This is a genomic window from Archangium violaceum (assembly GCF_016859125.1).
In the GTDB taxonomy this organism is placed as follows: Bacteria; Myxococcota; Myxococcia; order Myxococcales; family Myxococcaceae; genus Archangium; species Archangium violaceum_A.
Genome location: NZ_CP069338.1, coordinates 12,302,761 through 12,326,672, shown reverse-complemented (window position 1 = coordinate 12,326,672; position 23,912 = coordinate 12,302,761). Strand labels below are relative to the sequence as shown.

Genomic DNA, 23,912 nt, shown 5'->3' with positions numbered 1-23,912 from the left:
AGCTTCTGGGGCAACTGCGCCTCCATGTCGCGCGCCTCCTCGCCGAAGATGCGCTGCTCGGAGCCCACAGAGCACCGACACCGCCGCGTTCTCGGCGGCCTGCTCGTTCTGGAACGGGCCCACGTCCTGAAGGTACTTCAGGAACGACTTGTACGTCTGCGACTGGCGCATCTCGCTGCGCTGGCGGCGCCGCTCCTCGCGTGAATCGGCTGCCGTCCGCGTCTGCTGTACTTCCCGTTGCTCGGCCATGCTGGGTGTCCTCCGTGCTTCACGAAGGTGTAGGTTCAGTTGCTCAAGCTGAAGCGCCCGCGCACGCGGGAGAAGGTACGCACTGTTCAGGCGAGGGGACGCGGCTCCGCGATCGACGGCCAGGGCCGGGTGCTTTCGAAGGCCCGCGCCCCCCTGCGCACGAGATCGTCTCGGAGATAGGGAGCGACGATGTGAAGGCCGACGGGCAGTCCAGCCCGGGTCCGGCCGCAGGGCACGGTCGCGGCCGGCTGGAGCGTCAGGTCAAACGGATAGCTACAGGGTGCCCAGGTGAACCACTCATGGCCAAAGCGCCCGTCCGGTGGCGTGTTGTGGCCTGCCTCGAAGGCGGAGGAGGCCACTGTTGGTGTGAGCGGGAATCGTGGCCTTGATGTCGCGGCCAGGCAGGGCAAAGGCGACCAGGCCGGGGTCACAATCGCTCCAGCGCTCTTGTGACACCGCTGAGTTCCGACCACGAGCCGACGCGCCAGAGCAGGCGGATCATCTCAAAAGGTGCTGTCAGCGGTGGGATGCGTTTCCTCTCGCGGGGAGCATGACTTGCGCGGTCATCTTCCCGAACCTACCTTCCGGGTGGGCAACCAGGAGGGAGCGCCAGACGCACGAGTGTCCAAGGCAGGCGCTGTCTCCTCTTGCGTGTGCGGTCCCACGGCTTTGGATGGCGGCGAGGCGCGGCATGAGGTGGAGCAGGCTCGGTGTGCGGTGGACGATCGGCGACGTGAGCGAGCGGGGCTTCGAGGCGCTCCGCCTCTCCATCTGGGGGGCCTGGTGGCTGTGGGGGCGCACGGCCTGCTACGCGGTGTGCGTCAACTCCATCCCGCTCGAGCGGGCGCGTGCGCTCACCGGCCCCGTGCCGGATGAGGTGGAGTGGATGGACGCGTCGGCGCAGGTGCCCGCGTTCCTCCGCGAGCGTTTCGACGCGGGAATGGCGGAGGGCGTGGGCTGGAAGCTCGCCCCGTTACGCGTCTTCCCGGACCGGCACGAGCTCTCGCTCGACAATGACTGCATCCTTTGGGACCTGCCGGTGGGGATGGGGCGGTGGCTCGCCGAGGAGAAGGACGCCGCCTGTCTGATGGCGGAGGACGTGCGCGCCTGTTTCGGCCGCTTCGCCCCGCTCGGCGGGCCCGAGCCGCGCAACCTGGGCATCCGCGGCCTGCCGCCGGGCTTCGATCTGGAGGTGGCGCTGCGCGAGGTGCTGGAGCAGACGCCCGGCATCCTCTCCTCGGAGCTGGATGAGCAGGGCATGCAGGTGGCGGCCCTCTCGCGTCAGCGGCCGGCCCACGTGGTGAGGGTGGAGGAGGTGAGCATCTGCTCGCCCTTCCCACCGCACCTGCCCCAGCTCGGCCGCCGCGGCGCCCACTTCTGCGGCCTCAACGCCAGGCGCTTCCCCTGGCGCTACTACGACAGGCCCGCGGAGGAGTGCGTGCGCGAGCACTGGGAGCGGCACCGCCTTACGCTCTACTCCCTCGTGGGGCTTCCCGTGCCCCAAGAGCCTCCTGGTTCCGAGAGCCCGGTGGTGCATGGGTGAGCGGCCGGGAATTCCCCGCGAGCCTCCTCTCGCGGCTGCGGCCCGCCGCGCGGACATGCCGCTGTTCATCGGCGGGCAGGTGTTCCCCTATCCCGCGCACGAGCAGTATTTCCGCGACACCCTGCACCCGCGGTTGGACCCGTGGCGGCGCTTCCTCGGGCCACTCGGGAGCGCGCGCAAGCGGCGGCTGCTCGCCATGGCGCGCTGCCTGCGCATCCCCAGCCAGTCGCGCGGCTCGAACCCGCTCATGTCGATGCGGTACCTCCGAAGATGGGGATGGGTCTCCCGCTCCAAGGAAGGCGGAATCTCGGGGTGGTGCTTCGGGTGTGATGGGGCACAAGGTAGGTACTGTCTTCGGGTTCGAGGCCCACTTCCGGCGGACACTTCGAGGCAGGCGGCCAGGGAAGGAACCCCGGCGCTACTTGCTCGCCTGGCGGGCCAGAGCACATGTCCGGCTCCACGGCGCCTCCCTGACGAGCGGGTATGCCACTGCGAATCGAAGACTACGCCCTGATTGGAGATACTCAGACCGTGGGCCTGGTGGGGCGTGATGGCTCGCTGGACTGGCTCTGCTTTCCGCGCTTCGACTCGGGCGCGTGCTTCGCGGCCCTCCTGGGCGTGCGGGGCACCGTGGCGGCCATCGAGCACGAGCTGTTGCGCGACGGCTTCGTGCTGCGCTACGCGACCGGGGACCCGGGCAACGTGGATGGGCTTCCCCCCGGCGATGGCGCCTTCCTCGCGTGCTCCTTCCACCCCGGCGGCCGAACGCCCCGGGACGTGAAGCGAGGAGACGCCCATGCGCGCCCTCATCGTCCAGCCCGGCCAGCTCCAGTCGGCGCGCCTCGAGGATGTGCCAGAGCCGCCGCGCGAGGTCGGCCCGGTGCTCGTCCAGACACAGGCCATCCCATCGGGGTGTGCGGCACGGACGTCGAAATCGTCCAGGGCCCGTATGGCCAGGCGCCTCCGGGACAGACCAGCCGTGATGAACGCCTCCACGCTCGCCGGGCCGATGCGGAGGGCCCCTGCCTCGCGGATGAGTCGAAGTAGCCCACGTGAACAGTGCGAGTAGACGGTCGCGGTACAGACCGACAGCCGGGCGGCCACCTCCCGGACGGTGAGGAGCCTCGCTCCAGGGCCCGATGCCACATCTTGCGGCAAGGAGGCAGCAAGAACCTTGGTAGACCTCTGGAGACGGGGGTGGATGTTGGAAGGAGCCAGCAGTCGGAGTCTCAGTGGTTACGGGCGTTTACGAAGGCCTGCTGACCGTTGGAGGATTCACCCCTCCGCCTCCTGAGCCGAGGGCCGCGGGTTCGAGTCCGCCTGGCGTACCAGGCTCCGCTGTGACAAAGGGCTTGAACCGTAACGGTTTCCACGGTAGGGAAGCCGCCACGTTTCAGCGCGGTTGTTCGACGTAACGGCGGCCATAGCTCAACTGGTTAGAGCGCAGGACTGTGACTCCTGAGGTTACCGGTTCGATCCCGGTTGGCCGCCCTCTCTGAATCCCCCGCTTTCTGCGCCCGTAGCTCAACTGGATAGAGCATTGGCCTTCGAAGCCAAGGGTTGGGGGTTCAAGTCCCTCCGGGCGCGCAGCAGCACCCCCTCTCGAGGGTGCCGCCGCGCCGGGGACTTCTTCCTCCCGTCCTGACTAGGCCTTGGCTCCGTCCGCCGCGGGGACGCGGCAGCGCAGCTCGGCCTCGGTCTCGAGCGCCGCGAGGTTCTCGCGCATCGGCCGGGCCCACTTCGCCTTGGGCTGCTCCATCAGCTTCTCGTGAGCCAGGTCGATCGTCTCTGCCAACTCCTCGTCGCCGAGCTCCGAGGCCGTCTTGCCCTTGTGCGGACCGAAGGCCACCACCACGGACGAGCTCTTCAGCTTCGCCGGGGCCTCGGGGGCCGGCTCGGGGGCCGGAGCGGTCTCCTTGACCACGGGCTCCTTGGCCTTGGCCACGGGCTCCTTGGCCGCGGGCTCGCGCACTTCCTTGGCGGACCGGGTCGCGGGCCGCGCCTTCACGGACTCCGCGGCCGGCTCCGGTTCACGCACGGAGTCCCGGGGCGTCTCCTGGGCGTGCATCTGCGCCGGCGCGGGCTCCTTCTCCTCGCGAGCCTCACGAGGTGCCGTGGGCAGGGGAGGGAAGGACGCCTTCACCGGGCCGGGACGCGCGCCGAGCACCTCGTAGCCACCGTGCCCCGTGGAGGGCGCGGGCTCCGGCTGCGGCTCGAACTCCTCGGCCGGCATCTCCTCGCGCACGTACAGGCCGCCGAAGGCCTCGGGGTACGCCTTGCGCAGCGCCGCCACGCGCGCGCACTTCTCGATCATCGTCGTGGGAATCTTGGCCCACAGCGGCGTCTGCTGGACGTAGCCCGCGAAGTCCAGCCACACCACCACGGGCAGCTTGCCCTCGCGCACCACTCGCGCCCAGGCCCCCACCAGGCTGCCCTTGCGCTTGGCCGGGTTGAAGCGGTGCACCACCTCGCCCTTGCCCTGGTCCACGATGATCTCATCCTCGGCGTACACCGCGCTCGCCTGGATGCCCTTGAAGTCCGGGAAGCGCTCCGCGCGCGCCAGCATCCCCGCTTCCGAGGGCTGGAACTCGTAGCGAGTCACCCAGTTGGGTCTCTCCCGGTTGCCCGCGTTCTGCCGGCGGGCCACGCAGAAGGCCTCCTTCAGCAGCGGATCCAACCCGGAGCGTTTGCACTGCTCGATGAAGAGGGCGAACTCGTCTTCCCCGATGCCCTTGGGGCAGATGGTCCGCTTGATGAGTTCCACGCGCTCGGAGCTCCACTGGCCCGACGCTGTTTCCGCCTTGTTGTGTGCTTCCATGCCGCTGCTCTGTTCTCCGCCTTCGAAAAGGGCGGACGACCTCCGTCCGCCCGCACCTCGGGGTTGATTCAACCCTGGACGGATCGCGTTGGCATCCCCCGGACTGAACATCCGTCCAGGCTAGCCCGGAGGGCAGGCGGGCGCGTCAGCGGGGGTTCAGAGGGGTTGCGCGGCTACGCGAAAAAAAGCATTTGACGTGGACGGCGAGGCCTCGTACAAGCCGTCCCCGTCGACGCGCGGTGACGAAGCCGCGACGGCGCACAAGAGTCGGGAGCGTAGCTCAATTGGTAGAGCAATGGACTCTTAATCCATAGGTTGTGGGTTCGATTCCCTCCGCTCTCAACACCGGGGCTCCTTCAGCAATGAGGGAGCCCCGGTTCCTTTTTGGGGTCCTGGATTCGCGTGTGCCGGACTCCGGTTTCGAGGTAGAACGCACGCCGTGTGCCCGGGCGGGTGGCGAAACTGGTAGACGCGCCAGACTTAGGATCTGGTACCGCAAGGTGTGAGGGTTCGAGTCCCTCCTCGCCCATTCCGGCCATTTCGCGTTGACCGGACAGGACCTATCTCCTAAAGGCGCACGTCCCACATTTTCACGTCTTCACCCAACCGACACGCCGGCGTCCACGGTGCGCCCGGCGCGAGCGAGGCATCCCATGAAGGTCCAGGTCGAGGAGCTCTCTCCCATCGAGAAGAAGCTCTCCATTGAGGTCGAGAACGCCCGCGTGGCCGAGGAATTGACGCGTGCGTATTCGGCCCTTGGCAAGCAGGTGAAAATGCCCGGCTTCCGGCAGGGCAAGGTTCCCCGCCGGCTCCTCGAGCAGCGCTACCGGGAGCAGGTGGAGGACGAGGTCATCCAGCGCGTGATGCAGAGCGCCTGGATGGAGGCCGTCCGGGAGCACAAGCTGGAGGCGGTGGCTCCTCCCCAGGTGACCAACAACTCGGGCCTCAAGGCCGACGCCCCCTTCTCCTTCGAGGCCCGCGTCGAGGTGAAGCCCAAGGTGGAGGCCAAGGACTACCAGGGCCTGCCGCTCACCCGCTCCGAGACCCAGGTCGAGGACAAGGAGGTGGACGACCGCCTGGAGCAGCTGCGTCAGGGCATGGCCCGGCTGGAGCCCGTGGAGGGCCGTGACACGGCCCAGATGGGCGACTTCGCCACGGTGGATTACGTGGCCACCGTGGACGACAAGGAGTTCCCCGGCAGCAAGGCCGAGGGCGTGACGGTGGAGCTGGCCCCCGGCGAGCTGGTGGAGTCCAACGTGGCCGCGCTCGAGGGCGCCAAGGTCGGCGAGACCAAGGAAGTCGACTACACCTTCCCGGCCGACTACCGGGTCGAGGACGTCAAGGGCAAGACGGCCCGCTTCAAGTTCACCGTCAAGGGACTGAAGAAGAAGGTTGTCCCCGAGCTCAACGACGAGTTCGCCAAGGAGAGCGGCGAGGCCCAGACGCTCGAGGAGCTGCGCGCCAAGGTCCGCGCGGACCTGGAGACGGGCAAGCGCAACAAGGCCCAGGGCGAGGAGCGCGACGCCATCCTCAAGGGCCTCATCGAGCGCAACGCCTTCGAGGTTCCCCGCGGCATGGTGGACCGCACCATCGACAACATGCTGGAGAACCGGCTGCGCGCCATGGCCCGCATGGGAATGGATCCCCGCCAGCTCAACCTGGACTTCAACCGGCTGCGCGAGGACCTGCGTGAGGAGGCCATCAAGGAAGTGAAGGGCGCGCTCCTCATCGAGGCCATTGCCCAGAAGGAGAACATCCAGGTCTCCGACGAGGACGTGGAGAAGAAGATCGAGGAGCTGGCCAAGGAGGCCAACCAGGCCGTCTCCGTCGTCCGCACGTACTTCAAGGGCCCGGAAGAGCGTCAGGGGTTGAGCCTTCGACTCCGTGAAGAAAAGACGATTGAATTCCTGAAGGGTCAGGCGAAGTATTCCTAGGAGTTCATTCTCCTTAGACCCTTCGCGAGGTTGTCATGCCCTTCATGCCCGTTCCCTACGTCATCGAGCAGACCCACCGCGGGGAGCGCTCGTACGACATCTACAGCCGGCTCCTGAAGGACCGGATCGTCATGTTGGGAACGGAGATCGACGATGACGTCGCCAACGTCATCGTCGCCCAGCTCCTGTTCCTGGAGTCCGAGGACCCGGACAAGGACATCAACCTCTACATCAACTCGCCGGGCGGGTCGGTGACGGCGGGCCTCGCCATCTACGACACCATGCAGTACGTGAAGCCGCAGGTGTCCACCATCTGCGTGGGGCAGGCGGCCTCCATGGGGGCCGTCCTGCTGCTGGCCGGCGCCAAGGGCAAGCGCTACGCCCTGCCCAGCTCGCGCATCATGATCCACCAGCCGCTCGGCGGGGTGCGCGGTCAGGCCACGGACATCGAAATCCAGGCCAAGGAAATCCTCCGCATGCGGGCCAAGCTCAACGAGCTCATCGTCAAGCACACCGGCCAGTCGATCGAGCGTGTGGAGAAGGACACGGATCGCGACTTCTTCATGGGTGCCACCGAGGCCAAGGCCTACGGCATCCTCGACGAGGTGCAGAACCCCCGGAAGGTCCTGGCGCCTCCGGGCGAGCGGAAGTAACGGCCCCCTCGTGGGGCATACGGGCCGGGGCCGCGGGGAATGATGCACCGCGTCTCCGGCTTCTGTTTTCTGCGCTGGATGTTTTGGGGTGTTAAGTACCCCGCAAGCGCGTGGACGCCCCGGAAGGGGGCTGACTAGATTGGCTGTAGGCAGGGGGGGCGGGGCCGGTTGGACAGCGCACCTCCAGGCAGTTGCAGCGAGGGCTTACATGGCGGGTAAGAACGTGGAGAAGCGAGACAACCAGTCCCTCTGCTGTTCGTTCTGCGGCAAGTCGCAGAAAGAGGTGAAGAAGCTCATCGCGGGACCGACGGTCTACATCTGCGACGAGTGCATCGGACTGTGCAACGACATCATCGCGGAGGAGATCGACCGCGAGGAGACCAAGGACACCAAGCTGCGGATCCCGCGGCCCAGTGAGATCAAGGCCATCCTCGACGAGTACGTGGTGGGCCAGGAGCGGGCGAAGAAGACGCTCTCGGTGGCGGTGCACAACCACTACAAGCGCATCGAGTCCAAGGTGGCCATGGACGACGTGGAGCTGCAGAAGAGCAACATCCTTCTGCTCGGCCCCACCGGTAGCGGCAAGACGCTGCTGGCGCAGACGCTCGCGCGCATCCTCAACGTGCCCTTCACCATCGCGGACGCCACGTGCCTCACCGAGGCCGGCTACGTGGGTGAGGACGTCGAGAACATCATCGTCAACCTGCTCCAGGCGGCGGACCACGACATCGAGCGGGCCCAGCGCGGCATCGTCTACATCGACGAGATCGACAAGATCGCCCGCAAGTCGGAGAACCCGTCCATCACCCGCGACGTGTCGGGCGAAGGCGTGCAGCAGGCCCTGCTGAAGATCATCGAGGGCACCATCGCGAACGTGCCGCCCAAGGGGGGCCGCAAGCACCCGCAGCAGGAGTTCCTGCAGGTGGACACGACGAACATCCTGTTCATCTGCGGCGGTGCCTTCGGCGGGCTGGATCAGATCATCGAGCGGCGGCTCGGTGGCCGCAGCCTCGGCTTCGGCGCGGACATCCAGTCCAAGAAGCAGCGCAACCTCACGGAGCTGCTCAAGCACGTGGAGCCGGAGGACCTGCTGAAGTTCGGCATGATTCCGGAGTTCATCGGCCGTCTGCCGATCGTCACGGCGCTCGAGGAGCTGGACGAGCCGGCGCTGGTGAACATCCTGAGCCAGCCGAAGAACGCGCTGACGAAGCAGTACAAGAAGCTCTTCGATCTGGACGGCATCTCGCTGAAGTTCACGGACGGGGCGCTCAGGGCGATCGCCTCCGAGGCCATCCGCCGCAAGGCGGGCGCCCGCGGCCTGCGCTCCATCCTCGAGAGCGCGATGCTGGACGTGATGTACGAGCTGCCCTCCCGGAAGACGGCCCGCGAGGTCGTCATCTCCGAGGAGGTCATCCTCAAGAAGAGCGAGCCGGTGGTGCTCCACTCCCAGGACAACAAGGAAGCGGAGCCCAAGAAGGAGAGCGCGTAATAACCCTCCCTCTCCCCCTGGGAGAGGGTCGGGGTGAGGGTATGTGCCCCCAATCCGGGCCCGTACCCACTGCCCCTCGCGGACGCCCTCGTTCCTCCCACGCTTTTCGTGGGACGGGCGGGGGCGTTGCCTTTATCTGCTGTCCCACCATGGAGACGAAGCGGATGAACTACCCGCCCACGAGGGCCGAGGCGGTGGTGGACACCCTGCACGGGGTGAAGGTGCCGGACCCGTACCGGTGGCTCGAGGACGAGAAGTCCCCCGAGGTCCAGGCGTGGATGAAGGCGCAGGACGCCTTCACCCGGGAGTACCTCTCCCGTTTCCCCGGCCGCGAGGCGCTGCGCAAACGCTTCACCGAGCTCTTCTACGTGGAGTCGATGTCCGCGCCGGCCGTGCGCGGCAACCGCTACTTCTACGTCCGCACCCACAAGGACAAGGAGAAGGCCGTCCTCTACTGGCGCGAGGGGGAGAAGGGGGAGGAGCGGGTGCTGCTCGACCCCAACACCTGGAGCGCGGACGGCACGGTGTCGCTCGGCGTGTGGGCGCCCTCGTGGGACGGCCGGAAGCTGGCCTTCTCGCGCAAGCCCAACGCGGCGGACGAGGCCATCCTCCATGTGCTGGACGTGGACTCGGGGACGTGGAGCGAGGTGGACGTCATCGAGGGGGCCAGGTACGCCTCGCCGAGTTGGACGCCCGACAACGAGTCCTTCTATTACGCGTGGCTGCCCACGGACCCGTCCATCCCCGTGGCCGAGCGGCCCGGCTACACCGAGCTACGCCTGCACCGGTTGGGCACGGACCCTCGCTCCGATCCCCTGGTGCACCCGCGGACCGGAGATCCGAAGACGTTCCTCAATGGAGGCGTCAGCCGGGATGGCAGGTACCTCTTCGTCTACGTCACCCGCGGCTGGAACGAGAACGACGTCTGGTGGAAGCGGGTAGGGGAGAAGGACTTCCGTCTGCTGGTGAAGGGCGAGGGCGCGAAGTACTCGGTCGACGTCTGGGAGGACGGGTTCTATGTCCTCACCGACGAGGGCGCCCCCCTCCAGCGCGTCTTCAAGGTGTCTCCCGAGCGGCCCGAGCGCTCGGCCTGGAGGGAGCTCGTCCCCGAGGACCCCTCGGCGTCGCTGCAGGGCGTCAACATCGTGGGCGGCCACCTGGCGCTGGAATACCTCGAGGACGCCACCACCCGGGTGCGCGTCGTGACGCTGGAGGGCCAGCCGGTGCGCGACGTGGCGCTCCCGGGCGTTGGGGCGGCGAGCAACCTGTACGGCCTGGAGGACCGGGACGAGGCCTGGTTCGTCTTCAGCTCCTTCAGCACCCCGCCGCAGGTCTACAAGGCCTCCGTGTCCACGGGGCAGGTGGAGCTCTGGGCCCGGGTGGAGCTGCCCATCCAGCCGGAGCGCTACACCGTCGAGCAGGCCTTCTTCCGCTCCAAGGACGGCACGCGGGTGCCCCTCTTCCTGGTGCACCGCAAGGACCTGAAGAAGAACGGCGACAACCCGGTGCTGCTCTACGGGTATGGCGGTTTCAACGTGAGCCTGCTGCCGAGCTTCCGCTCCAGCATCTACCCGTGGCTGGACGCGGGGGGCGTGTACGCCGTGGCCAACCTGCGGGGCGGCGGGGAGTACGGCAAGGACTGGCACGACGCCGGACGCCTGCACCGCAAGCAGAACGTCTTCGATGACTTCCACGCGGCGGCCGAGTTCCTCATCCGAGAGGGCTACACCCGGCCCGGCAGGCTGGCCATCGCCGGGGGGAGCAACGGCGGCCTGCTGGTGGGGGCCGCGATGACCCAGCGCCCGGAATTGTACGGCGCGGTGGTGTGCCAGGTGCCCCTGTTGGACATGGTGCGTTATCACCTGTTCGGCAGCGGCAAGACGTGGATTCCCGAGTACGGCTCCGCTGAAAACCCCGAGGATTTCCAGGTGCTTCACGCCTACTCGCCCTACCACCACGTGCGGACCGGCGTGCGCTACCCGGCCCTTCTGATGATGGGCTCGGACCACGACGACCGGGTGGATCCCCTGCATGCGCGCAAGTTCGTGGCGGCCGTGCAGAACACGGGCCAGGAGGCTCCCGCGCTGTTACGTATCGAGGCCAACGCGGGCCACGGCGGTGCGGACCAGGTGGCCAAGGCCATCGAGTCCAGCGTGGACCTCTACGGCTTTCTTTTCGGTGTACTTGGTGTCCAGGCGGACATCATTGCATCCGCTGCGAGCGAAACGCGGGGCCGCTAAAGCACCGGCCGGACACGCGAAGGCCCCAGGGTGTTCCCTTGCTTGCAGGCCAACGTTCCCCATCTTTCACGCGGGGAACGGCCGCGGAAGGGGCCGTGTTATAGAGACCGTCTTCAACCCTGTTCGTGCTCTCGTGGTGCGAGCGGGCAACATTCCAGGGGCTTGCGCCCACGGGTGGCAAGCAGGCAGGTGGCGAATACATGTTCTTCGGACGAGACGACAAGAGGGATGCCCAGAAGCGTGGGAGCACGGTGCCGCTCCTTCCGCTGCGGGACATCATCGTGTTCCCGCACATGGTGGTCCCGCTGTTCGTCGGCCGGGAGAAGTCCATCGCGGCGCTGAAGGACGCGATGGCGCACAAGGGCCCCGACGACAAGGCCGTCATCCTCCTGGCCGCCCAGAAGAAGGCCAAGACGAACGACCCGACGTCGGATGACATCTTCCACTTCGGGACCATCGGTCACGTCATCCAGCTCCTCCCGCTGCCCGACGGCACGGTGAAGGTGCTCGTGGAGGGCGTGCGCCGCGCGAAGGTCAAGCGGTTCATGCCCAACGACGCCTTCTTCATGGTCGAGGTGGAGGACGTCGAGGAGCAGAGCGAGAAGTCCGTCGAGCTCGAGGCGCTCGTGCGCAGCGTGCACTCGGTCTTCGAGGCCTTCGTCAAGCTCAACAAGCGGATTCCCCCCGAGATGCTCATGCAGGTGGCGAGCATCGATGACCCGGCGCGGCTCGCCGACACCATCGTCGCGCACCTGTCGCTCAAGCTGAACGACAAGCAGGCGCTGCTCGAGACCGAGAGCCCGGCCAAGCGGCTGGAGAAGCTCTACGAGCTGATGCAGGGCGAGATCGAGATACTGCAGGTCGAGAAGAAGATCCGCACCCGCGTCAAGAAGCAGATGGAGAAGACCCAGAAGGAGTACTACCTGAATGAGCAGATGCAGGCCATTCAGAAGGAGCTGGGTGAGCGCGACGAGTTCAAGAACGAGATCCAGGAGATCGAGGAGAAGCTCAAGAACAAGCGCATGAGCAAGGAGGCCACGCTCAAGGTCAAGAAGGAGCTCAAGAAGCTCCGGATGATGAGCCCGATGAGCGCCGAGGCCACCGTCGTTCGCAACTACATCGACTGGATCATCAGCCTGCCCTGGTACGAGGAGACCCAGGACCGTCTGGATGTCGTCGAGGCCGAGCGCGTGCTCAACGAGGACCACTACGGCCTCAAGCGCCCCAAGGAGCGCATCCTCGAGTACCTGGCCGTGCAGCAGCTGGTGAAGAAGCTCAAGGGCCCCGTGCTCTGCTTCGTGGGGCCCCCGGGCGTCGGCAAGACGTCGCTGGCGCGCTCCATCGCCCGCGCCACCGGCCGCAAGTTCGTGCGTCTGTCCCTGGGCGGCGTGCGTGACGAGGCCGAAATCCGCGGCCACCGGCGTACGTACATCGGCGCCATGCCGGGCAAGCTCATCCAGTCGCTGAAGAAGGCGGGCAGCAACAACCCCGTCTTCCTGCTCGATGAGATCGACAAGATGTCCACCGACTTCCGCGGCGACCCGAGCGCGGCGCTGCTGGAGGTGCTGGACCCCGAGCAGAACCACAACTTCAACGACCACTACCTCGACCTGGACTACGACCTGTCCAAGGTGATGTTCATCTGCACCGCGAACACGATGCACAACATCCCCGGTCCTCTGCAGGACCGCATGGAGGTCATCCGGATCGCGGGCTACACCGAGCCCGAGAAGCTCAACATCGCCCGGCGCTACCTGATCCCCAAGGAGCAGGAGGCCAACGGCCTGGCCGAGCTGAAGATCGAGATCACCAACGACGCGCTGCGGACCATCATCCACCGCTACACGCGAGAGTCGGGTGTGCGCTCGCTGGAGCGTGAGATCGGCGGCGTGTACCGGAAGATCGCGCGCGACATCCTGAAGAACGGCAAGCGCGACATCGTGGTCGATCGCAAGCAGGCGATGAAGTACCTGGGCACCCCGCGCTTCCGCTACGGCGTGGCCGAGCGCGAGGACCAGGTGGGCATCGTCACGGGTCTGGCCTGGACGGAGATGGGCGGTGAGATCCTCACCACCGAGGCCACCGTCATGCCGGGCAAGGGCAAGCTCATCATCACCGGCAAGCTGGGCGAGGTGATGCAGGAGTCGGCCCAGGCTGCCATGTCGTACGTGCGCTCGCGCGCCGAGCGGTTCGGGATCGACCGCAAGATGTTCGAGAACTACGACATCCACGTGCACCTGCCCGAGGGCGCCATCCCGAAGGACGGTCCGTCGGCCGGTGTGACCATGTGCACCGCGCTCGTGTCCGCGCTCACCCGCGTCAACGTGCGCAAGGACGTGGCCATGACGGGTGAGATCACCCTGCGTGGCCGGGTGCTGCCCATCGGCGGCCTGAAGGAGAAGACCCTGGCCGCCCACCGCGCGGGCATCAAGACGGTCCTCATCCCGAAGGCCAACAAGAAGGACCTGAAGGACATCCCGAAGAAGATCCGCGCCCAGCTGCGCATCGTCCCCGTGGAGTTCGTGGACGAGGTGCTGCGCGAGGCCCTGGTCCTCGAGAAGCCCGAGGAGTTCGGCCGCAAGACGGAGCCGCAGAAGGCTCCCGAGGCCACTCCGGCCGCCGCTCCGGCGTAGTGACGGGATGAGTCGGTGAAGTGATTCGCGGGCCCCGGGGATTTCCCTGGGGCCCTTTTTTCTTCCTTCCCTCTCCCTCCGGGAGAGGGTCAGGGTGAGGGTATCCGGTTCCGTGTTCCCTCTCGGGCCCCACGGTGACGTGAGTCCGGGCCTCCATGGGGACCACCTGGGCAACCAGGGAAGCGAGTTACCCTCACCCCGTCCCTCTCCCGGGGGGCGAGGGGAGGGGGCTCATTCGGGAACCCACGTCCCTGCACTGACGCGGTACAACCCCGTCCCAGTGGCCCCCCTCGTGCGCTCGTCCCGACTCGCCTTGATGCTCGTCCTGGTCCTCGTGGCCGGCGGCTGCCGGTGCGGCTTCCAGCCCGACCCCGGTATCAAGGTCGTCGTCCCCGCGATGCCCACCACGCTCGACTGGAGCTTCTCCGACCCCGTCAGCTGGGCCAACTACCCCATCATGCTCGCCACCCAGCGAGGGCTCACCACGCTCGCGCCGGATCACTCCGTCCAGCCCGGGCTCGCCGAGCGCTGGGAGCGCTCCCTCCGCCCCGATGGTCAGGAGGTCTACACCTTCCACCTCCGCCAGGACGTGCGCTGGTCCGATGGTGTCACCCCGCTCACCGCCCAGGACTTCGTCCTGGGCTGGCACCGTGCCCTCCAGGGCCGCGAGCGCGGCGAGATGGGGGACCTCGCCGGCGCCGAGGAGGTGTTCGCCCTCCAGGAGCAGGGCGCTTCCTCCGAGCAGCTCCAGGCGGCCCTGGCCCGCGTCGGTGTCGAGGCCGTCGATCCGCACACCCTGCGCGTCATCCTGGCCCGGCCCCGCAGCTACTTCCTCGCGCGGCTCGCCAACGTCTACCTGTTCTTCCCCACGCCCTCCGCCGTCCTCGCCGGCAAGTCCGAGGAAGAGGTGCGTGATTACTTCGATCGGCCTCGAGACGGTCACCCCCTGGCGCTCGGTCCGTACCGCGTGGAGAACTGGGATCGCGCCGGCGAGCGCGTGCGGCTCGTCCACAATCCGCACTCCTCCTTCCAGCCGCCGCTCGGACCCGGCGAGCGTCCCGCGCCCGTGCTCACCCTGCTGAAGTCGGAGATCGGTCCCGCCCTCTACGAGCGCGGTCGGGTGGACTTCGTCTTCGTGGACAGCGCCGTGGCCCTCCAGGGCCGCCGTCCCGACGACCTCCAGCGCGAGCCGCTCCTCTCCACCTACTTCCTCGTCTTCAACACCGAGCGCCCTCCGCTCGATCGGCCCGAGGTGCGCCGAGCCATCGCACGGGCGATCGATCGCGGGGCCCTCATGAAGGGCCTGCTGCCCGCCGCGCGCCCCAGCCACGTCCTCCTCCCGCCCGAGCTGCCCGGCGCCGCCACACCCGAGGAGGCGGCGCGCCTGCCCCACTTCGAGCCCGAGCGGGCCCGCGCGGAGCTGGCCGGAGTCCCCGGGTTGGATCGGCCGTTGCGGCTCGTCTACAAGGCGGGTGACTCCTTCGTGCCCGAGGTGGCCATCGCCGAGCGCCTGGCCGCGCAGCTCGCCGCGGTGGGCGTTCGGGTGACGGTGGATGCCCGCTCGGACTTCACCGCCGAGGTGTCCCGCCGCACCGCCGAGGGCCCGCGCGCCTACGATCTCTACCTGCGCCGCCTGGGCGCGGACTACGCGCACCCCAACACCTTCTTCACCCTCTTCGAGCGCACCGGGCTGCACCAGTCGGGCTGGGAGACGCAGAAGGGCGGCGAGCCCATGGACCGCTTCGAGAAGCTGCTGGACGAGGCCGACGCCGAGCCCGACGAGGCCCGCTCGCGCGCCCTCTATGGCCAGGCCCAGGCGGTGCTCCTCGACGAGATGGCCGTCATCGCGCCGCTCTACCACCCGGACCGCTACTTCCGGGCACGGGCCTCCCTGCACGGCGTGGACGTGGACCCCTTCAACTTCCTCTCCCTCAGCGAGCTGCGCCTGGATGGGACCGTAGCGGAGGCTCGCTGAGTCATGTCTCCCGCGCTCGTCCGCCTCGGCCGGCAACTGGTGCTCGTGCCCATCGTCGCGATCGCCTCCTACTTCCTCATGGCCGCGCTGCCGCTCACCACCGCGGACGACGCCAAGCGCCAGGTGGCCCCGGAGGTGCTCGCCTCGTACCGGAGGGACCTCGGCCTGGGACAGCCGTTCGGCTTCCTGCGCCCGTGGGAGAAGCTCTTCCGGGGCGAGCGTCTGGGCACCAGCGCCCAGGGCGTCACCGGTGACGAGCTGCTGTGGAAGCTCTCCGGCAGCGTGGGCGTGGGCCTGGTGGCCCTGGTGCTCGCGCTCGGGTGGGCCCTGGCCTTCGCGCTGCTCCGCTCCCGGTGGAAGCGCGGCCGCCTCTCGCTCCTCGGGGACGCGCTGCCCGCCGTGGCCTTCGGCACCCCCGTGTTCATCCCCGCGCTGCTACTCGCTCCCGCCGTCGTGGAGCGCGGGCACCTGCTGCCCGAGTTGTCCGCCGCGCTCGTCATCTCCGTGTGGCCGGGCATCTTCCTCGGCACCCTGGTGGCGGATGCGCTCGAGACGGAGCTGGCCCGGGACTACGTGCGCACCGCTCGCGGCAAGGGCCTGTCCCCGCGCGCCGTGCTGTGGCGTCACGTGCTGCCCAACGTGCTGCCCGCGCTCCTGGATGCCGTGGGCCCCGTGGCCACCGCGTTGCTCGCCGGCTCCTTCGCCGCCGAGCGCGTCTTCGGCCTGCCGTACTTCGGCCAGCTCTACGTCCTCGCCGTGCTGCAGAAGCAGGTGGCCGTGGTGGTGGTGGCCACCACCGTCTTCGCCTCGCTGCTCGTCGTCGTCGGGCTCGTGGTGGAGCTCGTGCGGCTCCTCGTGGACCCTCGTGCGCGGGAGGCCCGGACATGAGCGCGCGCCGCGTACCCAGGCGGGCCTGGGTGGGACTCGTGCTGCTCGTGGGCCTGGGCCTCGCGAGCTGGCTCGCCGCCCGCGTCTTCCCCGAGGCGCTCGCCCGCACCTGTCCGCTGGGCATGGACCCCACCCACCCCGATCGCACGGTGTGCGAGCTGGCGTTCGGGGGCCTGTGGGTTTCCCTGGCCGTGGGACTGGCCGCCGGTGCGCTCTCCACCCTGCTGGGGCTGGGTGTGGCCATGGCGGCGCGCGCGGCGGGAGGCACGCTGGAGCACCAGTTACTGCGCGTGGTGGACGCCGTCTTCGCGCTGCCGGACGTCCTGGTGGTGATGGTGCTGCAGCTCGCCGGCCAGTCGATGCTGGACGCGGGCCACGCGGGGGGCCTGGGCCCCTTCGGGCTCATGGTGGTGTCCCTGGCCCTGGTGGGCTGGGCGGGCCCGGCGCGCATGTTCCGCAACCGTCTGGCCTCGCTAGAGGGCCAGGAGTTCATCGCCGCCTCACGGGCGCTCGGCGCCGGACGCTGGCACCTGCTGCGCGTGCACCTCTGGCCCGCGCTGCGCCCCTTCGTGCTCGCCGTCTTCCTCAGCCGCCTGCCGACCGCCATCCTCACCGAGTCCACCGTCAGCTTCTTCGGCATCGCGCGGATGGAGCCCATGTCGCTCGGCCGCTACCTCGGCACCAGCTACGCGGCCCTCATCTACGAAGGCGGTTCACGGGTGGTGCTGCCCGCATGGGGACTGCTGGTGTTGCTCGTGCTTGGCGCCTCGCTGGCCTCCCAGGCGCTCGGGGCGGGGACGCGCCGCGTCTGAAGGGGGCGGCGGTTCGCCCTTCCAGCCGATGCGAGTGTGGAATTTCGAGCACGGGTGTGGCCGTTGCCACCACACCAACACCCCTTTCCTACTGAAGGTTGCCATGTCCATCTCCAACGAGGAGCTTCCCATCGCCACGGGTCACGCCCGCTCCAGGACCCGAGAAGACGACAGCCTGAAGCTGGAGCCGGTCCGGGGCTCGGTCCTGATCGTCGAGGACGATCCCGCGCACCGTGAGCTGCTGGTGGAGCTGCTGACCCAGTGGGGCTACGCGCCCCTGCCCGTGGGCAGCGCGGAGGAGGCCGAGTTCGCCGTGCGTAACAAGCGCATGGACGCGGCCATCGTGGACGTCTTCCTGCCCGGACGCAGCGGCACCAACCTGATGGCCCGCCTGCGCGAGAAGTTCCCCCAGTCCGTTCTCATCGGCGTGAGCGCCATGAGCGATGCGTCCATGGCTCGCAAGTGCAAGGGTCTGGGAGCGGATCTGTTCATCGGCAAGCCGCTGGCGCCGGAGAAGCTCGCCCAGGCGCTGCAGTCCCGGCACACCAGCTGGCACTGAGGCGGGAAGCCGTCTGTCAGTGGTCCGAGGCTCGGGTACGAATCGGTTGCGCGGAGGGGACGAAGCGCCGAGACTTCCTCTGTGCAGACACTCGCTCCCGGCCTTCTCGTGGCCATGCCACAACTGACGGACTCCAACTTCCGGCGGTCGGTCATCCTCATGCTCGAGCACGGCGAGTCCGGCTCCATGGGGTTGATCATCAACCGGGGGGCGTCCCTGACGCTGGGGGACCTGGCGAAGAACCAGTCCCTCTCCATCGCCCCCGAGCGCACGAGCCAACCCGTCTTCATGGGCGGCCCCGTGGAGAACCACCGGGGCTTCCTCCTCCACGACAACGAGCGTGTGACGGAGAAGCACGAGGTGGTGCCCGGCCTCTACCTCAGTCTCACACTGGACACGCTCGGGCCCCTGCTGAAGGACCCGGGGGTCCACCTGCGCTTCTGCCTGGGCTACGCCGGCTGGGGCCCCAACCAACTGGAGAGCGAGCTCGCCTCCGGCTCCTGGCTCTATGCCGAGGCGTCCGCCCGGCCCGTGCTAGAAGGCGACCCCGGCCTGCTCTGGGACAACACGCTCAAGAGTATGGGCGTGGATCCCGCGATGCTCCTGAAGGGAAAGGGACTGAACTGATGCTCGATCCGAATGCCATCCACCAGCGGATTCTCGGCGCGCTTCCCGGCTCGGAGGTGGAGGTGCGCGACACCACCGGGACCGGAGACCACTTCGAGGCGCGTGTGGTGAGCCCCTCCTTCGCTGGCAAGTCCATGGTGGAACAGCACCAGATGGTGTACGCGCCGCTCCAGGACTGGCTGAAGACCGGCGAGCTGCACGCGCTCGCGCTCAAGACCTATTCACCCGAGCAGTGGAAGAAGCTCGGGTCTCGCTGACGAGGTAGCTGACGATGACTCCGGAACTCAAGGCTCGTTTCGACAACGACATCCGCAACCACAAGGTCGTCCTCTTCATGAAGGGCAACGCGCTCTTCCCGCAGTGCGGCTTCTCCGCGCGCGCGCTGCAGATCCTGCAGCAGCACGGCGAGGTGCACACGGTGGACGTGCTGGCCGATCCCGAGGTGCGCCAGGGCATCAAGGAGTACAGCAACTGGCCCACGATTCCCCAGGTGTTCATCAACGGGAAGTTCGTGGGGGGCTCGGACATCCTCATGGAGCTGGAAGAGCGCGGCGAGCTGGCGGACCTGATCGCCGGCAAGACGCCGGTCTGAGCTCCCTCTGCCCGAGGTCTTCCCGAGGAGCGCCGCATGTCCGCCGAGGACGAGAAGCTCCAGCGAATCGTGGAGGCGCGTCTGAAGCTGAGGGCGCGCTTCCTGGAGAAGATGGAGCGCACGCCGGGCGTGAGTGACGAGCGCCCTCAGGGAAGCGGCCCGCCCAACCGGCACGGGATGCCCAGGCTTCCGCCGGGGCAGACCGAGACGCGCAAGTGGCCGGTGCTGGATCTGGGCGCGTCGTTCGAGCATCCCACGTTGGAGACGTGGGAGCTGCGCATCAACGGCGCGGTGGAGCAGCCCGTCACGCTGAGCTGGAAGGACTTCCGGGCGCTGCCCCAGCACGAGGACATCAGCGACTTCCACTGCGTCACGGGCTGGAGCCTGATGGACGTGCGGTGGGTGGGGGTGCAGCTGTCCACGCTGGCGGCGCTCGCCCGGCCGCTGCCCGAGGCGGCGTTCATCCTCGCGCACGCCTATGACGGTTACACCACCAACGTGTCGCTCGAGGAGGCCCTCAAGGACGACGTGCTGCTGGTCCACACGTACAATGGGAAGCCGCTGCCGCGCGAGCACGGCGGCCCGGTTCGGATGATCACGCCCCAGCTCTATGCCTGGAAGGGGGCGAAGTGGATCCGCCGCATCGAATTCCTCCGGTACGACTCGCCAGGCTTCTGGGAACGATGTGGCTACAGCAACACCGCGCACCCCTGGAGAGACGACCGCTACGCCTGAGCCGGTGGAGCCGGCCCCGGAGCCCGTGGGTCCGCTCGGCATCGTCTCCGCGCCCGCCGGCATCGCCGCGCCGGACGACCTGATTTCGACGCGGAAGGCGCCCACGCTGAGGGCGCGGGTGAAGGACTTCCGCGCCCGCCACGCGAAGTGGGAGCTGGCGCTCTTCTTCTTCGCGAGCTTCGCCTACGACATCGCCACGCTGCCGCGCATCGACAACCGGTTCGTGCTCACCAAGCAGGGCGTGTACCTGGGAGTGCTGTCGCTGCTGCTGTTGGTGGAGCTGCGCTGGAACTGGCGCGAGGAGCCACCTCGCTGGGTGGCCCGCGTGTGGCGCTTCCGGGAGGACGCGCTGCACTTCTTCCTCGGCGGCCTGTTGAGCCCCTACACGCTCTTCTATTTCAAGAGCGCCTCCGGGCTGACGGCGTTCCTGTTCCTCAGTGGTGTCTTCGGGCTGCTGGTGGCCAACGAGCTGCCGCGCTTCCGGGCGCGGGGGCCCGTGGTGCGCGTGGCGCTCTACAGCTTCTGTGTCACCTCGTACTTCGCGTACCTGCTGCCGGTGCTGCTCGGCTACTACAGCGGGACGTTGTTCATGGCCGCGGCGGGCCTGTCCTGCGCGGCGACCCTGGTCCTCTCGCTGCTGGCGCGGTGGTGGAGCGGGGACGGGCGGAGCACGCTGCGTCACGTGGCGCTGCCGGGCCTCGGCGTCCAGGTGCTGTTGCTCGGGTTGTACCTGCTGAAGGCCATTCCCCCGGTGCCCCTGTCCATGCTGGCCAGCGGCATCTACCACGGCGTGGAGGTGGTGAAGGGCCCGAGGGGCAAGGACTACCGGCTGCTCCACGAGCGCTCCGAGTGGAAGCTGTGGGAGCGCGGGGACCAGGACTTCCGCGCTCGCCCCGGGGACCGCGTCTACTTCTTCGCGAGCGTCTTCGCGCCCACGAGCTTCAAGCCCCAACGCGCGGGAGATCGCGGCACCCGGCTCGTCATCCGCTGGTACCGCGACGACCCGGAGAAGGGCTGGTCGGAGTTCCACGCCTACGACGACCTGTACCTGGAGCAGGGCGGGCGCGAGCGGGGCTTCCGGACCTTCGCGTACGTGACCAACCCGAAGCCCGGGGACTGGCGCGTCTCCATGGAGACCGAGGACGGGCGGGAGATCGGCCGCCTGTCCTTCTCCGTCACGCCGGACAAGAGTACGGCGCAACGCGAGTTCAAGGTGGACGCGGGGTAGGCCTCCGTGGTGCGAGGGTGCGTGATGACGCGTGACTTCTTCCTGGGCCTCACAACCGTGCTCGTGGGGCTCCCGGGTTTCGTGCGAGCCCAACCCGTGACTCCGTACAACCCCCGCGTCGCGGGCGTGCCCGTGTCCTGCTCGTCCCCTGAGGGCGGGCCGGTGGCCTTCGTCCCGAACTCCTCACTCGCGGACGTCGGGCTGTGGTTTCCCTCGTGGCCCGGTGTGCCGGCGCACGTCGAGTACAACCCCGCGTTGCTCGCGCGGCTGCCTCCCCCGGTGCAGCTCTTCTGGTTCGGCCATGCGTGCACGCACGCGGTGCTCGCGAACGGCTCCAACGAGGAGGGCGCGGACTGCGGGGCTCTTCAGCTCTTGAAGCGCCAGGGGCTCGTGTCGCGCGCTCAGGTGGTGGAGATACAGGCGTATCTCCTGGGTGCCCCCGTGGTGCAGTGGGGGCATCGGCCCGGGCCCGCTCGCGTGCAGCGGCTGCTCGGGTGCTACGACCGGGCCCCCGGCTCCCTGAAGTAGGGGCGGGGGCTCACAGGGGGGAATCCGGGGGCTTCGATACCCTCACCCCGGCCCTCTCCCAGGGGGAGAGGGTCTAACGCTTTTCGCTCCAGATCTGCTTCATCCAGGCTTCTACGTCCTTCGACTGGCGCGGGATGTCCTCGGACAGCACCCGGCAGCCTGTTTTCGTCACCAGGACGTCGTCCTCGATTCGCACCCCGATGCCCCGGTACTTCGACGGCACCGTCAGATCGTCCTTCTGGAAGTACAGGCCCGGCTCCACCGTCAGCACCATGCCCGCCTTCAGCTTGCCGTACTTGTATGCCTCCTGCCTCGCCTGCGCGCAGTCATGCACGTCCAGGCCCAGCATGTGGCTGACGTTGTGCAACGAGTAGCGCTTGTAGAACTGGTGCTCGTCCTTCAGCGCCTCCTCCGGCTTCACTTTCAGGATGCCCAGCTCGTACAGGCCCTCGGCCAGCACGCGCATCGCCACCCGGTTCGGCTCCATGAAGTCGTTGCCCGGCTTCACCGCGTCGATGGCCCGCTCCTGCGCCTCCAGCACCAGCTCGTAGATTTCGCGCTGCTCCTTGGAGAACTTCCCGGAGATGGGCAGCGTGCGCGTGATGTCCGCCGTGTAGAGGCTGTTGCCCTCCACTCCCGCGTCCAGCAGCAGCAGCTCCCCCTTCTTGATGTCGCCGTCGTTGCGCGTCCAGTGCAGCACGCACGCGTGGTGGCCCGCCGCGGCGATGGTGCCGTAGCCCACGTCGTTGCCCTCCACCCGCGCGCGCAGGTTGAAGACTCCCTCCACCTCGCGCTCGCTCCGGGCCTGCTTCAGCCGGCGGATGACGTCCTCGAAGCCCCGGTGCGTGGAGTCGATGGCCGCCTCCAGCTCTCGCACCTCCTGCTTGTCCTTGATGAGCCGCATCTCGGACAGCGCCGTGGCCAGTTGCTTGTCGCGCTCGGCGTGCTCGGGCAGTGCGCCGTCCACCTTCGCGGAGTGGCCGCGCAGCACGCGCGTGGGCATCGCCGCCGCGCCCTTCAGGTTCTCCAGGAATCCCGGCAGCTCGGGCAGGCCACGGGCCTCGTGCACGCCGAAGCGCGCCTGGCTCTCCTTCACGCCCAGCCGCGGGCCCACCCACAGCTCGCCCTTCACCCGGTCCGTGAAGAAGGTGGAGTCACTTCGGCCCGGGTTCGGCTCCACGAAGAGGATGTCCGTGTGGCCACCGTCCTCCCTCGGCTGGAGCACCAGCACGCAGTCGGGCTCCATGTTGCCCGTGAGGTAGTAGAAGTCCGTGCCCGGCCGGAAGCGGTAGTAGGTGTCGTTGGCGCGCACCTTCTCGTGGCCGGTGGGAATGACGAGCGTCTCGCCCGGGAAGAGCTTGGAGAGCGCCCGGCGGCGGGCCTCGAAGGCATCCGCGTTCTTCAACTTCGGCGGGGCCTTTTCGCTCTGCGGCTTCCACCCCTGCATCATGAAGTCGAGCAACGCGGGAGGAGGCGCCGTGTCGTGGCTGGCTGGCTTCCCCTTCGCCTCGGACTCGGGAGTCACGAGGGGCTGCTGCTCGGGCGCTTCGTCCTGCTGAGGCGCGTTCACTGCGACGGCTTGGGCTTTGGATCGGGTCGTCTTCGCCATGGGACGACTCTTGAACAACCCAACGAGCCCCTTCAAGCCCGATGCGCTACGTCGTGCGCTCAGTGTCCTCCCGTAGCAGCGCCAACTGTCCGAGGAGGACGGGAACGGCCGTCTCCACCCGGAGGATCCGAGGGCCCAGCGAGAACGGGCGGAAGCCCTGGGCCTCGAGCAATTCCGTCTCGAAGGGCACCCAGCCGCCATCAGGTCCAACCGCCAGCACCACACGCGGTGCGTCATGGACGCCTGCCCGGGTGAGTGGCTGCCGTGCGGGCGGGTGGGGGAGGAGCCGGAGGGCCTCGGTCCCGAAGACGGTGTCCAGCTCGTCCTCGACGAAGGGGCGGAAGCGCTCGCGGACGAGCACCTCCGGGAGCCGGGTGTCGCGCGCCTGCTCGAGCCCTTGGAGGAGGAGCTCCTGGACGAAGTCGGGGGCGAGCACCTTGGAGTCGAAATAGCTCTTCTCCACGCGCGCGGCGTTGACGAGCACCACGCGGTCCACGCCGAGCTGGGCCACGGCGGGCAGCACGCGCTTGAGGGCCTTGGGGCGGGGGATGGCGAGCAGCAGATCCACGCCCGCCCGAGGCGGAGGCGGGTCGGTGAGGGTGACGCGCAGCCGCAGCAGGCCGGGGGTGTTCTCCAGCACCGCACCGGTGCCCACGAGCCCGCCGAGCTTCCCGACGCGGAGGGTCTCCCCGGGCTCGGCGCGGAGCACCTCGCGGGCGTGCTGGGCACGGCGGCCGGTCATCCGCACGGTGCCGTCGGGGAGGAAGTCGGAGTCCTGGAGGAGGAGGAGGTTCAAGCAC

20 protein-coding genes, 4 tRNA genes and 1 pseudogene are annotated in these 23,912 nt (G+C 68.2%); 21 read left to right on the top strand and 4 right to left on the bottom strand.

Translation table 11 applies throughout. The features are described 5' to 3' along the window. Positions 1 to 335 precede the first annotated feature (335 nt). Positions 336 to 608, bottom strand: a complete 273-nt coding sequence (locus tag JQX13_RS56730; RefSeq protein ID WP_430384236.1) for a hypothetical protein — start codon at positions 606 to 608, stop codon at positions 336 to 338. Between the two features lie 332 nt (positions 609 to 940). Between JQX13_RS56730 and JQX13_RS51975 the strand changes: the two genes are divergently transcribed. The 4 genes and pseudogenes from JQX13_RS51975 (at position 941) to JQX13_RS51955 (ending at position 3,379) form a co-directional block, all read left to right on the top strand. Further along, positions 941 to 1,792 carry a hypothetical protein gene (locus JQX13_RS51975; protein ID WP_203406764.1) on the top strand — a complete coding sequence of 284 codons (852 nt, stop codon included), beginning with the start codon at positions 941 to 943 and terminating at the stop codon, positions 1,790 to 1,792. 483 nt (positions 1,793 to 2,275) lie between these two features. Next, a pseudogene (locus JQX13_RS55160) lies at positions 2,276 to 2,410 on the top strand (trehalase-like domain-containing protein); the annotation flags it as partial. A gap of 799 nt (positions 2,411 to 3,209) precedes the next feature. Continuing rightward, positions 3,210 to 3,283 (top strand) — tRNA-His (locus tag JQX13_RS51960). Between the two features lie 22 nt (positions 3,284 to 3,305). Beyond that, positions 3,306 to 3,379 (top strand) — tRNA-Arg (locus JQX13_RS51955). A 58-nt stretch (positions 3,380 to 3,437) separates the two neighbouring features. On the opposite strand, the gene bet is transcribed toward JQX13_RS51955, so the two are convergent. Beyond that, positions 3,438 to 4,610 carry a phage recombination protein Bet gene (gene bet, locus JQX13_RS51950; RefSeq protein ID WP_203406763.1) on the bottom strand — a complete coding sequence of 391 codons (1,173 nt, stop codon included), beginning with the start codon at positions 4,608 to 4,610 and terminating at the stop codon, positions 3,438 to 3,440. 269 nt (positions 4,611 to 4,879) lie between these two features. On the opposite strand from bet, the gene JQX13_RS51945 reads away from it, so the two are divergent. The 17 genes from JQX13_RS51945 (at position 4,880) to JQX13_RS51865 (ending at position 21,503) form a co-directional block, all read left to right on the top strand. Next, positions 4,880 to 4,952 (top strand) — tRNA-Lys (locus JQX13_RS51945). A gap of 105 nt (positions 4,953 to 5,057) precedes the next feature. Further along, a tRNA-Leu gene (locus JQX13_RS51940) sits at positions 5,058 to 5,139 on the top strand. Between the two features lie 124 nt (positions 5,140 to 5,263). Next, positions 5,264 to 6,544, top strand: a complete 1,281-nt coding sequence (gene tig / locus JQX13_RS51935) for a trigger factor (RefSeq protein WP_203406762.1) — start codon at positions 5,264 to 5,266, stop codon at positions 6,542 to 6,544. A gap of 35 nt (positions 6,545 to 6,579) precedes the next feature. After that, positions 6,580 to 7,197, top strand: coding sequence for an ATP-dependent Clp endopeptidase proteolytic subunit ClpP (gene clpP, locus JQX13_RS51930; RefSeq protein ID WP_203406761.1), 618 nt, complete (start codon positions 6,580 to 6,582; stop codon positions 7,195 to 7,197). 208 nt (positions 7,198 to 7,405) lie between these two features. Then, positions 7,406 to 8,686, top strand: a complete 1,281-nt coding sequence (gene clpX / locus JQX13_RS51925) for an ATP-dependent Clp protease ATP-binding subunit ClpX (RefSeq protein WP_203406760.1) — start codon at positions 7,406 to 7,408, stop codon at positions 8,684 to 8,686. 164 nt (positions 8,687 to 8,850) lie between these two features. Continuing rightward, entirely contained in the window at positions 8,851 to 10,926 is a 2,076-nt protein-coding gene (locus tag JQX13_RS51920) for a prolyl oligopeptidase family serine peptidase (RefSeq protein WP_203406759.1), read from the top strand. Positions 10,927 to 11,126: 200 nt separating this feature from the next. After that, the gene (gene lon, locus JQX13_RS51915; RefSeq protein ID WP_203406758.1) at positions 11,127 to 13,559 is read left to right on the top strand and encodes an endopeptidase La; all 2,433 of its coding nucleotides are present in this window, start codon (positions 11,127 to 11,129) and stop codon (positions 13,557 to 13,559) included. A 316-nt stretch (positions 13,560 to 13,875) separates the two neighbouring features. Continuing rightward, positions 13,876 to 15,534, top strand: coding sequence for a peptide ABC transporter substrate-binding protein (locus JQX13_RS51910; RefSeq protein WP_203412611.1), 1,659 nt, complete (start codon positions 13,876 to 13,878; stop codon positions 15,532 to 15,534). Positions 15,535 to 15,537: 3 nt separating this feature from the next. Continuing rightward, positions 15,538 to 16,422 carry an ABC transporter permease subunit gene (locus JQX13_RS51905; RefSeq protein ID WP_203406757.1) on the top strand — a complete coding sequence of 295 codons (885 nt, stop codon included), beginning with the start codon at positions 15,538 to 15,540 and terminating at the stop codon, positions 16,420 to 16,422. Then, a complete protein-coding gene (locus JQX13_RS51900) occupies positions 16,419 to 17,234 on the top strand; it encodes an ABC transporter permease (RefSeq protein ID WP_203406756.1) in 816 nt (271 codons plus the stop codon). Before JQX13_RS51905 ends, JQX13_RS51900 begins: the two co-directional genes overlap by 4 nt. 103 nt (positions 17,235 to 17,337) lie before the next feature. Beyond that, complete coding sequence (locus tag JQX13_RS51895) at positions 17,338 to 17,793, top strand: response regulator (protein WP_203406755.1); 456 nt, start codon at positions 17,338 to 17,340, stop codon at positions 17,791 to 17,793. An 81-nt stretch (positions 17,794 to 17,874) separates the two neighbouring features. Continuing rightward, positions 17,875 to 18,420, top strand: a complete 546-nt coding sequence (locus JQX13_RS51890) for a YqgE/AlgH family protein (protein ID WP_203406754.1) — start codon at positions 17,875 to 17,877, stop codon at positions 18,418 to 18,420. Continuing rightward, positions 18,420 to 18,677: a BolA family protein gene (locus tag JQX13_RS51885; protein WP_203406753.1), complete on the top strand. Its 258-nt coding sequence runs from the start codon at positions 18,420 to 18,422 to the stop codon at positions 18,675 to 18,677. The genes JQX13_RS51890 and JQX13_RS51885 overlap by 1 nt, the downstream gene beginning before the upstream one ends. 14 nt (positions 18,678 to 18,691) lie before the next feature. Further along, the gene (grxD, locus tag JQX13_RS51880) at positions 18,692 to 19,012 is read left to right on the top strand and encodes a Grx4 family monothiol glutaredoxin (RefSeq protein ID WP_203406752.1); all 321 of its coding nucleotides are present in this window, start codon (positions 18,692 to 18,694) and stop codon (positions 19,010 to 19,012) included. Positions 19,013 to 19,048: 36 nt separating this feature from the next. Beyond that, the gene (locus JQX13_RS51875; protein ID WP_203406751.1) at positions 19,049 to 19,747 is read left to right on the top strand and encodes a sulfite oxidase-like oxidoreductase; all 699 of its coding nucleotides are present in this window, start codon (positions 19,049 to 19,051) and stop codon (positions 19,745 to 19,747) included. A gap of 25 nt (positions 19,748 to 19,772) precedes the next feature. After that, positions 19,773 to 20,975 (top strand): DUF2914 domain-containing protein, encoded by a 1,203-nt coding sequence (locus JQX13_RS51870; protein ID WP_203406750.1) that lies wholly within the window; start codon positions 19,773 to 19,775, stop codon positions 20,973 to 20,975. Between the two features lie 21 nt (positions 20,976 to 20,996). Beyond that, positions 20,997 to 21,503 (top strand): hypothetical protein, encoded by a 507-nt coding sequence (locus JQX13_RS51865; protein ID WP_203406749.1) that lies wholly within the window; start codon positions 20,997 to 20,999, stop codon positions 21,501 to 21,503. A gap of 73 nt (positions 21,504 to 21,576) precedes the next feature. Here the strand turns inward: JQX13_RS51865 and JQX13_RS51860 are convergent, their stop codons facing one another. Further along, positions 21,577 to 23,112, bottom strand: coding sequence for an aminopeptidase P family protein (locus tag JQX13_RS51860; RefSeq protein ID WP_203406748.1), 1,536 nt, complete (start codon positions 23,110 to 23,112; stop codon positions 21,577 to 21,579). Between the two features lie 46 nt (positions 23,113 to 23,158). Then, a complete protein-coding gene (locus JQX13_RS51855; RefSeq protein ID WP_203406747.1) occupies positions 23,159 to 23,908 on the bottom strand; it encodes a 16S rRNA (uracil(1498)-N(3))-methyltransferase in 750 nt (249 codons plus the stop codon). Positions 23,909 to 23,912: the final 4 nt, after the last annotated feature.

What these genes read in the sequence shown, in the direction of transcription:
- JQX13_RS51895 (WP_203406755.1), top strand. Translation starts at nt 17,338, where the DNA reads ATGTCCATCTCCAACGAGGAGCTTCCCATCGCCACGGGTCACGCCCGC.
- JQX13_RS51860 (WP_203406748.1), bottom strand. Translation starts at nt 23,112, where the DNA reads ATGGCGAAGACGACCCGATCCAAAGCCCAAGCCGTCGCAGTGAACGCG.
- lon (WP_203406758.1), top strand. Translation starts at nt 11,127, where the DNA reads ATGTTCTTCGGACGAGACGACAAGAGGGATGCCCAGAAGCGTGGGAGC.
- clpX (WP_203406760.1), top strand. Translation starts at nt 7,406, where the DNA reads ATGGCGGGTAAGAACGTGGAGAAGCGAGACAACCAGTCCCTCTGCTGT.
- JQX13_RS51900 (WP_203406756.1), top strand. Translation starts at nt 16,419, where the DNA reads ATGAGCGCGCGCCGCGTACCCAGGCGGGCCTGGGTGGGACTCGTGCTG.
- JQX13_RS51910 (WP_203412611.1), top strand. Translation starts at nt 13,876, where the DNA reads ATGCTCGTCCTGGTCCTCGTGGCCGGCGGCTGCCGGTGCGGCTTCCAG.
- tig (WP_203406762.1), top strand. Translation starts at nt 5,264, where the DNA reads ATGAAGGTCCAGGTCGAGGAGCTCTCTCCCATCGAGAAGAAGCTCTCC.
- bet (WP_203406763.1), bottom strand. Translation starts at nt 4,610, where the DNA reads ATGGAAGCACACAACAAGGCGGAAACAGCGTCGGGCCAGTGGAGCTCC.
- JQX13_RS51885 (WP_203406753.1), top strand. Translation starts at nt 18,420, where the DNA reads ATGCTCGATCCGAATGCCATCCACCAGCGGATTCTCGGCGCGCTTCCC.
- JQX13_RS51920 (WP_203406759.1), top strand. Translation starts at nt 8,851, where the DNA reads ATGAACTACCCGCCCACGAGGGCCGAGGCGGTGGTGGACACCCTGCAC.
- JQX13_RS51975 (WP_203406764.1), top strand. Translation starts at nt 941, where the DNA reads ATGAGGTGGAGCAGGCTCGGTGTGCGGTGGACGATCGGCGACGTGAGC.
- grxD (WP_203406752.1), top strand. Translation starts at nt 18,692, where the DNA reads ATGACTCCGGAACTCAAGGCTCGTTTCGACAACGACATCCGCAACCAC.
- clpP (WP_203406761.1), top strand. Translation starts at nt 6,580, where the DNA reads ATGCCCTTCATGCCCGTTCCCTACGTCATCGAGCAGACCCACCGCGGG.
- JQX13_RS51905 (WP_203406757.1), top strand. Translation starts at nt 15,538, where the DNA reads ATGTCTCCCGCGCTCGTCCGCCTCGGCCGGCAACTGGTGCTCGTGCCC.
- JQX13_RS51875 (WP_203406751.1), top strand. Translation starts at nt 19,049, where the DNA reads ATGTCCGCCGAGGACGAGAAGCTCCAGCGAATCGTGGAGGCGCGTCTG.